The following is a 13133-nucleotide window of genomic DNA, read 5'->3' as shown; positions in this document are numbered from 1 at the left end:
ACAGTGGCAGCATGCGTCCGGTCACAGATTTGCAGCGGAAGGTGGCGCCTTTCGAGGTCGTCACCGAGATGACTCCCTCAGGCGACCAGCCGACGGCCATCGCCGACCTGGAGCGCCGCGTCAAGGCCGGGGAGAAGGACAGCGTCCTGCTGGGCGCGACGGGCACCGGCAAGACGGCCACGATCGCGTGGCTGATCGAGCGCTTGCAGCGGCCCGCGCTGGTCATGCAGCCCAACAAGACGCTGGCGGCCCAGTTCGCCAACGAGCTGCGGGAGATGCTGCCCAACAACGCGGTCGAATATTTCGTTTCTTATTACGATTATTACCAGCCCGAGGCGTACGTCCCGCAGAGCGACACCTACATCGAGAAAGACTCCTCGATCAACGACGAGGTCGAGCGGCTGCGCCACTCGGCCACCAACTCCCTGCTCACCCGCCGCGACACCATCGTGGTCGCCTCGGTGTCGTGCATCTACGGCCTGGGCACCCCGCAGGAGTACGTCGACCGCATGACCAGGCTCCGCGTGGGCATGGACACCGACCGCGACCAGCTCCTGCGCCGCCTGGTCGACATGCAGTACACCCGCAACGACGTGGCCTTCACGCGAGGCACGTTCCGGGTGCGGGGCGACACGATCGAGATCATCCCCAAGTACGAAGAGCTCGCCGTGCGCATCGAGATGTTCGGCGACGAGATCGAGAAGCTCTCGACCATGCACCCGCTGACCGGCGAGGTCATCACCGAGGACGAAGAGCTCTACATCTTCCCCGCCTCCCACTACGTCGCGGGCGAGCAGCGCATGGCCGCCGCCGTGACGGGCATCGAGGCCGAGCTGTCCGAGCGGCTGTCAGAGCTGGAGCGCCAGGGCAAGTTGCTCGAGGCGCAGCGGCTGCGGATGCGCACCACGTACGACATCGAGATGATGCGGCAGATCGGCACCTGCAGCGGCATCGAGAACTACTCGCGCCACATGGACGGCCGCGAGGCCGGCAGCGCGCCCAACACGCTGATCGACTACTTCCCCGAAGACTTCGTGCTCGTCCTCGACGAGTCCCACCAGACCGTGCCGCAGATCGGCGCCATGTACGAAGGCGACGCCTCCCGCAAGCGCACGCTGGTCGAGCACGGGTTCCGGCTGCCGTCGGCGCTCGACAACCGGCCGCTGAAGTGGGAGGAGTTCCTGGAGCGCATCGACCAGAGCGTCTATCTGTCGGCCACGCCCGGGCCGTACGAGCTGGGGCGGGTCAAGGGCGAGGTCGTCGAGCAGGTCATCCGCCCGACCGGCCTGGTCGACCCGGAGATCGTCGTCAAGCCCACCAAGGGGCAGATCGACGACCTGGTTCACGAGATCCGCGAGCGCGCCGACCGCGACGAGCGCGTCCTGGTCACGACGCTGACCAAGAAGATGTCAGAAGACCTCACCGACTACCTCCTGGAGCTCGGCATCCGGGTGCGCTACCTGCACAGCGAGGTCGACACGCTGCGCCGCATCGAGCTGCTGCGCGAGCTGCGGGTCGGTGAGTTCGACGTGCTGGTCGGCATCAACCTGCTGCGCGAGGGTCTCGACCTGCCCGAGGTCTCGCTGGTGGCCATTCTCGACGCCGACAAGGAGGGCTTCCTGCGTTCCGAGACCTCCCTGATCCAGACGATCGGCCGCGCCGCCCGTAACGTCTCCGGCCAGGTCCACATGTACGCCGACAAGATCACCCCGTCCATGGAACGGGCGATCGACGAGACCAACCGGCGGCGGGCCAAGCAGATCGCCTACAACGAGGCCAACGGCATCGACCCGCAGCCCCTCCGCAAGAAGATCGCCGACATCCTCGACTCGCTGCAGCGCGAGGACGCCGACACCGACCGGCTGCTCGGCGGCGGGCGCCAGCAGTCGCGCGGCAAGGCCCCGGTCCCCGGCTTCGCCGGCCGCCCCGCGGGGCAGCACGCCAAGACGATCGCGGGGGAGATGCCCCGGGCCCAGATGGAGTCCCTGGTCGAGTCGCTGACCGAGCAGATGCACCAGGCCGCGGCCGACCTTCAGTTCGAGGTGGCGGCTCGGCTGCGCGACGAGATCAAGGAGCTGAAGCGGGAGCTGCGCGACATGAAGGAGGCGGGGGTCGAGTAACCTCGCGCACGGCCCCGGTTTCCCCCGAAGGGCTGCCGGGCCGGTCGCGTAGGGGGTGTCTGACCTGCGGGAATGGTTCCGCTTTGGGTGGGCAGCGTCATGGTATGAACAGGACGATCATCGGGGCCCTGGTGGGTGCGACGGTGCTCGCCGGGGGCTGTGGTCCCGCCACGAGGCAGGCGGAGGAACTGGCCGCCAAGGCGCCATCCGCGATCCCTTCACCGAACATCATCCAGACCGAGACCCCCAGCGGCACCCCGCCAGGAAGCCCTGGGCAGGCCGGGGCCGTCCAACTACGGCAGGCCGCCCAGGCGGCGCTCGCGGCCGTCCCGAACTCCAAGCTCATCTCGATCAAGAGCGAGGCCGAAGGGCGGCGCTGGGAAGTGCGGGTCGTCGGTGAGGACGGCACTGAGCACCAGATGGACGTCGAATCCGGCAAGGTCGTCCGAGGACCCTCGACCGAGGAGAGCGACGAGGCGGAGAAGGCCAAGCACAAAGAGCTGGTCAACGCGGCCAAGCTGGACTACTCGCAGGCCGTCGACAAGATCCTCGCCGCCGTTCCCGGCGGGCGGATCACCGAGCTCAACCTCGACACCGAGCAGGGGAAGACCGTCTGGGAAGCCGATGTCCTCACCGCAAACGGGACCAAGCAGGAGGCCGCCGTGGACGCGGTCACCGGAGAGGTCACGAGAAGCAGCGCCACCACGATGAGCCCGCCCGCATCACCGGAGACCACCGAGTCGCCGGGCTCGACCGAGTCTCCTGAGACGCCGGAGTCTCCCACACCCACCTGATCCGTCTGGAGCCCGCCTGACCGTGTGCGGGTCGGCGGGCTCACCTGCGGGCCGCGCTCACCTGCGGCCGCGCTCACCTGCGGCCGCGCTCATCTGCGGGCCGCGCTCACGCACAGCCGCGTGAGATGTGGTCCGCACGTGAGCCCGGCCGCGCGAAATGCGGTCCGCACCCGCGCCTGGCCGCGTGAGATGCGGCTCGCACCCGCGCCCGGTTCGGTCAGGGCGCGGTGGTCGCGGTGCGGTAGAACTCTGCGGCGCTGAAGGTGACGGGGACACCGAGTTCGGCGGCGACCGCGGTGATCGCCGTGTCGCCGACGGCGAGGTCGGCTTGGCCGTCGGTGGTGAAATACGGTGCGATGAACGTCTCGTAGTGGGCTCGGGCTTCCTCCAGGGTGTGCCGGCCGAGGAAGGTGTGAACGTGCCGCACCGCGGTGTCGGGTTCGTCGCGGATCACCTGCAGGGCGCGCCGGTGGGCTCGGACGACGGCCTGGACCGCGGGGCCGTCCGGGTGGATGTGGGTGGGGTCGACGGCCACGCCCACGGTGGGGACCTGGAAGTGGTCGCCGACCCAGGCCAGCACCTTCCAGCCGAGCTCGGCGGCTATCGCCTCCGGCGCCATGGTGCTGCCGACCAGGGCGGCGTCGATCGTGCCGGCACGCAGCCGGCGCAGGTCCATGCCGTAGTCGCCGGGCGCGCGGACAATGGTGTCGATGTCGCGGTCCGGGTCGAGGCCCGCCTGGCGCAGCACGATCCGGGCGAAGCATCCGGGTGCGGTGTGGGGGGCGTGTACGGCCAGCCGCCGGCCGGCCAGGTCGGCCAGGGAGGTCAGGCCGGGCCGGGCGAGGAACCAGAACAGCGGGCGGTGGGTGTTGACATTGAGCGCGACCCAGGGGACGCCATCGGCCAGTCGCGACAGCAGCGCCCGGCCGAGCCCGATGGTGGCGCCGTGGCGCAGCCGCTCCTCGTCCCACGCGCAGCCGTCGCGCAGTGCGACGTGGACGCCCTCGTCGGCGTAGTAGCCCTGCTGGTCGGCGACGTAGGCGACCAGCTCCTCGTGCAGGCCCCGCCCGACGTAGGCGAGATCGATCGTGTACATGAACGCTTCCCTTGATCGTGTCACCGCCCCGCGTGTCGCCCGGACGCGGGGACAGCATCATCAACGCCATGAGCCGGAAGTCCCCGCACGGCGTGTCGCCCGTGCGCGGGGGACAGCGGGACGTCAGTACATGGCCATGCCGCCGTTGACCGCGGCCGTGGTGCCGGTCATGAAGGCGTTGTCCTCGCCGGCGTAGAAGGCGACCGCTTGGGCGACGTCGGCCGGGTGCGCCAGGCGGCCCAGGGGAGTGGCGGCCACCTGCCGCCGCTTGTGCTCCTTGTCGAGCACGTCCGCCATGCGGGTGTCCTCCACCGGGCCGGGCTCGACGACGTTGACCGTGATGCCCCGCGGGCCCAGTTCCTGGGCGAGGTATCGGGCGAACTGCGTCAGTGCGGCCTTGGCCGTGCCCAGCGCGATCATGCCCTCCCGGGGCTGGCGGCTGAGGCCGGTACCGAGATAGATGATGCGTCCCCAGCCCTGCTCTGTCATGGCGGGCAGGACGGCTTTGGTGACCGCGAACGCCGCCCGCAGCTCGGCGTCGAGCTTGCCGCCCAGTTCCTGCCACGTCATGTCCTGGAACGGCTTGATCACGTACGGGATGAGCGCGTTGTGCACGAGCACGTCGATGCCGCCCCATGCCGCCCGGACCTGCTCGATCATGCCTTCGACCGCCGCCGCCTCGCGCACGTCGGCCCGCACGGCCATGGCCCGTCCGCCCGCGGCCGCGATGCCGGCCACGACCTCGTCGGCTGCCGTGCCGCTGTGGAGGTAGTTGACCACCACACGCATCCCCCGGGCGGCCAGAAGGGACGCGGTGGCCGCACCGATTCCTCTGCTGGCCCCTGTCACCAATGCCACCCTGCCGGTCGCCCCCGTCACGGCCCCACCTCCCTGTTCATCGTCGCGGGCCGTCGGCATGACCGCCCGGAACCGTTCTGCCGGGCTGCGAATCACCCCGAAGAGCACGCCGTCGAAGGCCGGCCCAGTCGAGTGCACGCGTCGACCGCGACTGACGCAGCATCGCATCGCCCCGGCCCGTCACGCGCCGAGCCGCGCCGATCCACCCAAGACTCGTACGAGCAGGCCCCTGGCCTGCGCGCTTGTCCGTCACCAGATCTCGTGGTCGATCCCGGTCGTGACGATCCGCAGCGCGCTGAAGGCCGCGTACGGCCGGTCGTAGGAGCTGATCCCGCCGGACGCCGGCATCGGCACCTTCGGGAGAAGATCGAGCACCGCACTGAGCCGCCCCTGCTCGGCCGCCCGGAGGAGCAGATCCACGGTCGGCTCCTGCCGCCGCGCCGGAGGGAACCTGGCGACCTCCGCGTATCTGCGGGCGAGGTCCTCCTTCACCGGCTCCCTCGCTTCCACGACCGCGAGGCCGTTGCGCTCGGCCCATTCGCGCAGCAACTCTGTCTGCCCGTATCGCCGGAGAAGGTCCATCACCGTCCACTCGCCGAACCAGCCCCGCGCGTCACGCAGGATTCGTTCGGCGAGGTCGGCCCTGCCCTTGCGCAACGCGTACCCGACGAACGGAACGCCGGCGCGGGAGCCGGGGTCGCCGGTGCCCTCGTCCAGCAGGGCCTGCGCCTCGTCCTCGCGTCCGCACTCCAGCAGCGCCCACACGACCGGCAGGCGATGGTCCCAGTTCCCGTGCTGCTCGCGTAGCGCCCTGTCGAACCACTGGTCCGCGCGCTCCCGGTCGCCCCGCGCCGCGTACGCCCCGCCCACGGCGGCAGCGGCGCGGGCCCGGCTGCCCTGCAGCATCTCGTACCACACCGGCCCGCTCCACAGAGCCTCGCAGGCGGCCTCATAATCGGCGAAGAGTTCGTCCGGTAGCCCCGAGGCTGCCAGGACCATGGCGGCCTCGGCCGCCACGAACGGGCGGCGGCCCGCTGGGGACGCCTCGACCAGCGCGCGCACACCGTCCGGCTCGCCGCGCCTGGCCCGGATGAGGGCCGCCTCGTGGAGAGCTTCGCCGGGCCACGCGAGCTGGTCACCGCCGTACTCCACGACCGCTTCGAGGAAGGCCAGGAACAGGTCGTCCACCGTGGCCGGGCCGGGCGGCGGCCACTGCTCAGGTTCCTGCACCCGCGCGGCACGGCCGCGGAACTGCTCCAAGTCCTCGCGCAGCGGCTCGTGGACCTGTTCCGCCGCGGTGGGCGCGTCGGGGAAGACGTCCAGCCGTCCCCAGTGAACCGGCCACGCGTGGCGGCGGTCCACCGCCCACGCGAGCGCCGCGGCCAGGTCCGCTTCCCGTTCTGGAGGGGCGATCACGACGCCCTCGGGGAAGGCGACCGCCCAGGTCTCCTCATCGAGCGCGAACGTGGGATTGGGCCCCCGCCGGATCCTTTCCCCGACGTCTTCGCCGTCAAGGAGCAGCGGGCGCGGCGCGACGGGCTGGTGCAGCAGCGTGAAGTCGCCGATGACCTCGCCGGTGTCCGCGCGCAGGAAACGCAGCACGGTCGGCCCCAGCGCCACCAGCACGTCCTCGGCGCCCCAGTGCAGCCCGGTGGCCTTCTTCGGAGCGTCGAACGTGCGCAGCCGCTCCGCGTGGTCGTCGTCCAGCGACCAGACCTCGATGCGGCCGTCGGCGGTGAGGCAGGCCGCGCGGTCGCCGTCGGGCGCCCATGCCCAGGCCCCGACCTTCAGATCGCCGCCCGGAGCCCGGACCGCCACGTCCAGGTCGTAGCGGTGCCGGCCGGTCCGGTCCACGATCCCGACGCGCGGGCGTTCAGCGTCGTGTTCCGCGGGGACGACGACGGCGAGCCGCGTCCCCCAGGACAGGTAGACGGTCTGGAACAACACATCGAAATACCCGGGGCCGGTGGCGATGTCCCGGCCGGTCGCCGCGTCGGCGATCACCAGCTCGCCGTCGCGGTGGTAGGCCAGCACTGTCTCGTCCCGGTTCCACGCGGCGGACGGCCACGAGTTGTTCTTGTCGCCCTGGACGATCCAGGCGATCTCCCCCGAGGCGACGTCGATCGAGCAGAGCCTCCCCTCGTTCAGCAGGTTCCCGTACAGCCGTTTCCCGTCCCGGGACCATACGGGCCAATCCAGGACGAAGCCCTCCTCGTCCTCTTCCTCATCGGTCACCGCCGGTACCGTCGTGGTCTCCAGGCCGGCGAACTCCACGATCGAGGCGAAGGTCTCGGAGTCCTCGTCCATGACGTACGCGCGCAGCCCGTCGGGCGAGAGCGCGAACGGGTCGGGACGGCCGTTGTAGGTGAGGCGGACGGTCGCGATCGGCTCGACGTCGGCGCCGAAAGGGTCCCATACACCGACATTGCTGGCCCGGTACTCCACGGCCAGCCGGGTCTCGTCGGCCGACCACTCGATCGTGCCGCCGTACCCGGGCCAGCCGACCCCGCCCACGATCCCGTCGATGACGTTCACGCAGCGGCCGGTGGCGACCTCCCAGATCTGCAGGGTGGCCCCGGCCTGGTAGTCGTCGCCGCCGAAGTCGCCGACCGCGAGGTAGCGGCCGGACGGGCTGAGCGCCTGCGAGGTGATCTCGACGCGGTGCACGTCGGGATGGCGCAGCAGAGCCCCGCGCTCGCGGATCCGCTCGGTCGCGTGCCGGTGCGCCTCGGTGACGCCGTGGGCGCGTTCCAGCTCCCGCAGCGTGTCCCGCAATAGGGGCAGGTCGCGCGCGGGCTCGAACGTGGCCCCGTCCAGCGCGTCCAAGACGGCACGCGCCGTCGTGTCGGTGATCTTCATGGCCAGCGATGGTAGGGGACGCCATCGACCGGCGTGTGCCACTCAGCTGGTTTTGCGGCGTATCGCCACGGTCGCCGGGGACGGCCTGAAACGCCCGGCCCTGCGGCCTGCTGACCATCGCCCACGCCACCAGCCAGGGCCGAGTCGGCCCGGCTGGTGGCGGCCTCGGGTTCTTGAGCAGGCCAGATGGACGCGCCCGGTCGCGCACGTCACGTTCATGTAATGTCGGCAGACATGTCGTATCCGCCCCAAGAACCCGAAGACGCTGGGCGTGCCGGTGCTCAGGGACCGGCGAGTGGGCCGACGCGTGGCACCCGGCCGGGGATCCTGATCGCCTGGATCCTCGCTCTCATCCTGCTCGGCGGCGGTGGCGCCGGTGCCATCGCCTTGCTGTCCTCCGACGGCGAAACAAACAAGGGCGGTGAGCGGGGGCACGGGCAGTACGGCGATCGCTGAGTGCCATCCCGCTCAACGGCAGTCCGAAGACTCACATCCCGGCCTCGCCTCTGAGCAGGGACGTGAGGGTTTCCGGGTCGGCGGCGGTGACGCCCTTGGCGGCGAACCAGGTGGCCACGTTGCGGGCGTCACGGTCGAGGAAGGACGGCCCCGCCGGGTGCGCGATCACGTCCACGATCTGCGGCAGATCGATGATCACCAGCCTGCCGTCGTGGACGAGCAGGTTGTACGGCGACAGGTCCCCATGGGCCAGCCCCTCCCTGGCCAGCGTCACCATGGCCTCGACCAACTGCTTCCACAGGTCGTCGAGGCCGTCGGACACCTGGGCCAGGCGCGGCGCCGCGTACCCGTCGCAGGTGCCGATGAACTCCTGCAGGACCTCCGTCCCGACGATCTGCACCGGGTACGGCACCGGCACCCCGAGCTCCCACAACCGGCACAACGCCCCGAACTCGGCCACCGCCCACTGCGCGGCGATCACCTGCTTGCCGAAGGCGGTGCGGTTGGCCATGGCCCGGTTCATGCGGCTCTCGCGGGTCCTGCGGCCCTCCAGGTAGCCGGAATCGCGGTGGAAAAGACGGTGGTCGGAACCCCGGTAACGCTTGGCGGCCAGCAGACACACCCGGTCCGTGCCGGGAACGCCCCGGGAGATCAGGTGGACGTCGGCTTCCTTACCGGTCTTGAGCACGCCGTGCTCGGTGTCGACGGCGGCCAGTTCGGTGACCAGCCAGCCGGGGTAGGGCTGCGGCCCCTTCTCGGTCGGGGTGCTCTGGTCCCAGGTGGACCAGCGGTCGCCTGTCGGCGGGGCGTCGTCGGACGTCGTCTCGGGCGTGCTCTCAAGCCATTCGATGTCGTCGGCGTCGAGGGCTTGCTTGCCACGGCGGCGGTGTTGCGGGTGCTTCGGCACGGTGGAAGAACTCCAGAGGTGAAGCCCACCGGCGCGTCGATCGGGTCAGATCACGTCAGATCTGGGGCGGACGCCCGGCGGGAAGGTGATGGGGACGCGGAAACGGCACGCGAACAATCGTCATCACGGTCTCACCCTCCCTTCGCGTCGCAGCGATCAACTGGGCCCTGAGTATCCCGCTGCCCACCCACCGGCCGCAACCCAATTACGACCACCCCGGTCGTTACGCCCGCGACCATGGCATGGTGAGGTCGATGTCCACGTCGAACCCGATGTCGGCCCGCAGCCGTTTGCGATGGATGCCGGTCGGAACGTAGGCCCTGACCGAGGGCTCCAGTTCGAAGGTGTAGACGACCGGCAGGCCGTCTTCCTCCTCGACCCGCCAGAAGTGCCTGATGCCGGCGTCGGCGTACTTGGCCGGTTTCGTGGTCCGGTCCCGCTCCAGGGATGCCTCTGAGGCCACCTCGGCCACCAGATGGACGTCCTGCGGCGGGAAAGACGTGGTCTTGGGGGTGATCGCGGCGTTCTCGACCACGAGAAGGTCCGGCTCCGGCCGCTGGCGCGGGCCGAGCGTGACGGTCATCTCCCGGAGGACCGCGAGATGCGCCGGGGGAGCGAGGCGGTCGTCGAGCAGCCGGATCGCGAAGTGGTGGAAGGCGGTTCGCGGCGGGCTGATGACGAGGGCCCCGTCGATCAGTTCGACGTGCCGGGGCGCGTCAGGGGGAAGATGGTCGAGCATGTCGGCGGTCCAGCCGCCAGGCGGCCCCGGGTGGAACCATTCGGGAAGGGCCGTGCGCATCGATCGGCCTCCTCAGCGATCGCACGTGGCGAACGCATTTTGCCACGAAGAGTGATCGTCAGGGGAGGTCTTTGCGCTCCTGCATGGTGCGGCGGTAGAGGTCGTCGATCTCGTCGAGGGGGTCGGGGGCGTGGCGTCTGGCCTCGATCTCCAGGTCGGTGCGGGAGCTGAGGTCGGCGATGCCCGTGGCCGAGTGATGGACCTGGTCGCCGAGGAGGTCGGCGCGGATGCGGGCGCACATGGCCGTCAGCTTGGCCTGGTGTTCGCGGAGCCGGTCGAGGGTGGCGTGGTCGATGTAGGGCGAGATGCGGCGCTGCTGGGCGTACATGCCGAGCTGCCTGTCGTGGACGTCGGCCTGGCCGGACAGGTCGGCCATGAGTTTGGGCAGGTCGCCGAGGCCCCAGCCTTCGCGCTGGGCGTGTTCGACGGCCTGGCGGGTGAGGGTGACCTCGCGGCGCAGGTCGAGGCGGAGCCGTTCGACCTCGGCGGCGTCGCCCGTGCCCATCGCGTTGACGTGCGTGGACAGCCGCACCGAGGCCTGCCTGGCCTTGACGGCCGCTTTCTTGCCCAGTTTGACCAGCAGGAAGATGCCCACGCCTCCCAGCAACAGGAGGAACATCAGGATCACCATGACGACGACAAGGAATTCGCCGATCTTCGCCACCCCCTGTTGATGTCGGTGACCCACAGGATAGTCCGCCGGGGCGCCGGATGCAGAGCCGGGTTTACCAAGCAAGCTCTTGATCGGGCATGGTGGGCTGTGTTTCAGTTCACTTGGTCGAGGGATCGCGGGCAGAGGGGACGGGCGTGCTGCTGTCCCGCAAGACGGAGAACGGCGGTCAATAAATGCCATACGCGGATTTATCAGGGAACATCAGGCTTTTCTATACGGACGACGCCCCGCAAACCGACGGCCCCCCGCTGCTGCTCGTCCACGGCTGGGGCACCGACTCCCACCAGTGGTCCTGGCACATCGACGCCCTCGCGGCCCGCCACCGCGTCATCGCCGCCGACCTGCGCGGCCACGGCTACTCGACGGTCCCGGAGACGGGCAACACCCCTCGCATGATGGCCGAGGACCTACGCGGCCTCCTTGACCACCTGGACGTCCCGCAGGTGATCGCCGTCGGCCACTCCATGGGCGGCCAGGTCGTGTCGATCCTCGCCGTCGAGCACCCCGAGCGCGTCCGCGCCCTGGTCGCCCTCGACCCCGGCTACGGAATGGCGGCCCCCGTCCCCGACGGCTTCCCCCGGATGATCGCGGGCCTGCGCGGCCCGCACCCCCACGCCGCGGCCGAGAAGATCGACGAGTGGTGCACCAACGCCGCCACCCCCGCCGTCATCAGGCGCTGGCACAAGCGACGCCTGTACGGCATGCCGCCGCACGTGCTGGTCCAGGCGTTCGAGGCGATGTTCACCGACCCGGGCGCCATCGGCGTACGACCGGCCGGCGACGACTACCTGGCCCGCCGCGCCTGCCCGGTGTTGTCGATCTGGGCCGACCGGGAGCGGGCGAGTTGGGAGGCGGGGCTGCTGAAGGACGGCCTGTCCACGGTCATGTGCTGGGAGGGCTCCAGCCATCGGCTGCACGAGGAGCGCCCGGCGGAGTTCGTCCTCGTCCTGGAACGCTGGCTGCGCCGCATCGGATGACACGCGCGAAAGGGTCAGCCCGGCGGGTGCCCTCCGGCCGCCCTCTTGCGTGCGCGGAATCGGCGTACCCGGCGGATCAGCCACCACGCCAGCGCGGCGAAGGCCAGCAGCGCGACGATGACCAGCACCGGAGCGAACACCGCGATCAGGCTCATGCCCAGCGACCCGGCGTCCTCGGCCGCGCTCACGACCGGCGCGCCCACCCCGGCCGTGCCGGCGTTGACGACCGGGCGGGCTGCCGACTTGAGCGCGTGCACGGTCAGCGCCAGCACGATCCCGAGCAGCCAGCCGGCCCATGGGTGCTCGGTCATCCAGGTGGAGGACTCGAGTTCGGCGGCGGCGTTGGTGGCGGAGAAGACCACGCCGCCGGACGCGGGCCTGACCACGGTCTGGATGGCGTCGTTGAGGCTGTCGACGGCCGGCACCTTGTCCAGGACGACCTCGGCGGCCAGCAGCGCGGCGATGATCGCGAGCACACCCCAGTTGGACAGCCAGGCGTAGCCGTCCGGCAGTTTCACGGCGTCGGTGACGTTGGCCAGCACGCCCACGACCAGGAGCGGGATGTAGGCGTTGAGCCCGGCGGCCGTCGACAGGCCCAGACCGGTCAGTGCGGCGAGCATGCCCCTAGTCTGCCCGTACGGCCTCGTCCATGAGGCCCGCCAGGCCGGATGAGGTGAACTCGGCCACGGCCCGCTCGTACTTCTCCATCCCCCACGACCAGAAGTCGAAGTCGATGCTGTCGTTGGCGCCGTCCTGGATGGAGGCCCACAACGTCCAGCCGTACTTCGACATCAGGCCCAGCAGGCGGGCGCGGGCGATCTTGTTGCGGAGCCGGTGGCCGAAGTAGGCGGTGACGAGCTCCTCCAGGTGGCCGGTCGGCAGGTCGGACTCGCTCCAGATGTTGCCGAGTTCGAAGCAGGCGTCGTTGTTGCCGGAGTACTCGTAGTCGATCAGCCAGAGGCGCTCGCCGTCGTCGATGATGTTGCCGGGCAGGAGGTCGTTGTTGCAGGGCACGGTCCCCTCTGCCCGTATTTCCAGACATTTCTGGATCTGGGCGACCTGGGGCATGAACTCCAGGTACCCCTCCGGCAGCCGGAACCCCCGCTCCAGCACGATCTCCAGATACCGCCGCTGCACGTCGAACATGTCGAAGTCGCACACGAACCTCGGCCCGGCGTGCAGCCGCCTGCACGCCGCCGCCACCCGCGGCAGGTTCGCCGGGTCCCGCAGGTCTTCCTCCGTGAACGTGCGCCCCGGCAGGAACCCCACCACCAGCACCCCCAGTTCGGGCAGGTAGTCGAGCACCGGCGCCCCCACGCCCGCGGCCGCCGCCGCGGCCGAGTTCGCGTGCTCGGCGTCCCTGTCGATCGCCAGCAGCGCGCCGTCGCTGGCCGACACGCGCACGACGTACTCGCCTGAGGGGGTGGTGACCTTGTAGTTGTGGTTGGTCAGCCCACCGGGCAGCTCCTCCACGGAGCGGGGCACACCGGACAGCAGCGGGATTCGGTCGAGGACCTCGGGCACGGCCATGGTCGATGCTAGGACGACAGGCGCTAAACGGTCTAGACCTTTTAGGGTGTGGCGGCTAGCCTCG

At 70.3% G+C, this 13133-nt stretch carries 11 protein-coding genes; 3 read left to right on the top strand and 8 right to left on the bottom strand.

The window, feature by feature from the left end:
* The first annotated feature begins 11 nt into the window (after nucleotides 1-11).
* Both uvrB and ACFOY2_RS09570 read left to right on the top strand, forming a co-directional pair.
* A complete protein-coding gene (uvrB, locus tag ACFOY2_RS09575) occupies nucleotides 12-2120 on the top strand; it encodes an excinuclease ABC subunit UvrB (protein WP_379527596.1) in 2109 nt (702 codons plus the stop codon).
* Between the two features lie 104 nt (nucleotides 2121-2224).
* The gene (locus ACFOY2_RS09570) at nucleotides 2225-2914 is read left to right on the top strand and encodes a PepSY domain-containing protein (protein WP_379527595.1); all 690 of its coding nucleotides are present in this window, start codon (nucleotides 2225-2227) and stop codon (nucleotides 2912-2914) included.
* A gap of 217 nt (nucleotides 2915-3131) precedes the next feature.
* Here the strand turns inward: ACFOY2_RS09570 and ACFOY2_RS09565 are convergent, their stop codons facing one another.
* The 6 genes from ACFOY2_RS09565 to ACFOY2_RS09540 all read right to left on the bottom strand — a co-directional run bounded on the left by ACFOY2_RS09565 (nucleotide 3132) and on the right by ACFOY2_RS09540 (nucleotide 10553).
* Nucleotides 3132-4010, bottom strand: coding sequence for an ABC transporter substrate-binding protein (locus tag ACFOY2_RS09565; protein ID WP_379527594.1), 879 nt, complete (start codon nucleotides 4008-4010; stop codon nucleotides 3132-3134).
* Between the two features lie 123 nt (nucleotides 4011-4133).
* Nucleotides 4134-5006: an SDR family NAD(P)-dependent oxidoreductase gene (locus ACFOY2_RS09560; RefSeq protein WP_379527593.1), complete on the bottom strand. Its 873-nt coding sequence runs from the start codon at nucleotides 5004-5006 to the stop codon at nucleotides 4134-4136.
* A 111-nt stretch (nucleotides 5007-5117) separates the two neighbouring features.
* Nucleotides 5118-7727, bottom strand: coding sequence for a WD40 repeat domain-containing protein (locus ACFOY2_RS09555; RefSeq protein WP_379527592.1), 2610 nt, complete (start codon nucleotides 7725-7727; stop codon nucleotides 5118-5120).
* 487 nt (nucleotides 7728-8214) lie between these two features.
* Entirely contained in the window at nucleotides 8215-9090 is an 876-nt protein-coding gene (locus ACFOY2_RS09550; protein WP_379527591.1) for a serine protein kinase RIO, read from the bottom strand.
* Nucleotides 9091-9313: 223 nt separating this feature from the next.
* Nucleotides 9314-9889: a Uma2 family endonuclease gene (locus ACFOY2_RS09545; protein ID WP_379527590.1), complete on the bottom strand. Its 576-nt coding sequence runs from the start codon at nucleotides 9887-9889 to the stop codon at nucleotides 9314-9316.
* A 58-nt stretch (nucleotides 9890-9947) separates the two neighbouring features.
* Nucleotides 9948-10553, bottom strand: coding sequence for a hypothetical protein (locus ACFOY2_RS09540; protein ID WP_379527589.1), 606 nt, complete (start codon nucleotides 10551-10553; stop codon nucleotides 9948-9950).
* Nucleotides 10554-10735: 182 nt separating this feature from the next.
* Here ACFOY2_RS09540 and ACFOY2_RS09535 point away from each other — a divergent pair, with 182 nt between their 5' ends.
* The gene (locus tag ACFOY2_RS09535; protein WP_379527588.1) at nucleotides 10736-11539 is read left to right on the top strand and encodes an alpha/beta fold hydrolase; all 804 of its coding nucleotides are present in this window, start codon (nucleotides 10736-10738) and stop codon (nucleotides 11537-11539) included.
* A 14-nt stretch (nucleotides 11540-11553) separates the two neighbouring features.
* Here the strand turns inward: ACFOY2_RS09535 and ACFOY2_RS09530 are convergent, their stop codons facing one another.
* Both ACFOY2_RS09530 and ACFOY2_RS09525 read right to left on the bottom strand, forming a co-directional pair.
* On the bottom strand, nucleotides 11554-12159 hold the full coding sequence (locus tag ACFOY2_RS09530) for a DUF4126 domain-containing protein (RefSeq protein ID WP_379527587.1): 606 nt from the start codon (nucleotides 12157-12159) through the stop codon (nucleotides 11554-11556).
* A 4-nt stretch (nucleotides 12160-12163) separates the two neighbouring features.
* On the bottom strand, nucleotides 12164-13069 hold the full coding sequence (locus ACFOY2_RS09525) for a phosphotransferase (protein ID WP_379527586.1): 906 nt from the start codon (nucleotides 13067-13069) through the stop codon (nucleotides 12164-12166).
* Between the last annotated feature and the right edge of the window lie 64 nt (nucleotides 13070-13133).

Origin of the sequence: Nonomuraea purpurea (assembly GCF_042650645.1) — a bacterium.
Lineage (GTDB): Bacteria > Actinomycetota > Actinomycetes > Streptosporangiales > Streptosporangiaceae > Nonomuraea > Nonomuraea purpurea.
Note: the sequence above shows the minus strand (reverse complement) of the source record. Positions and strands in the feature narration are given on the sequence as shown.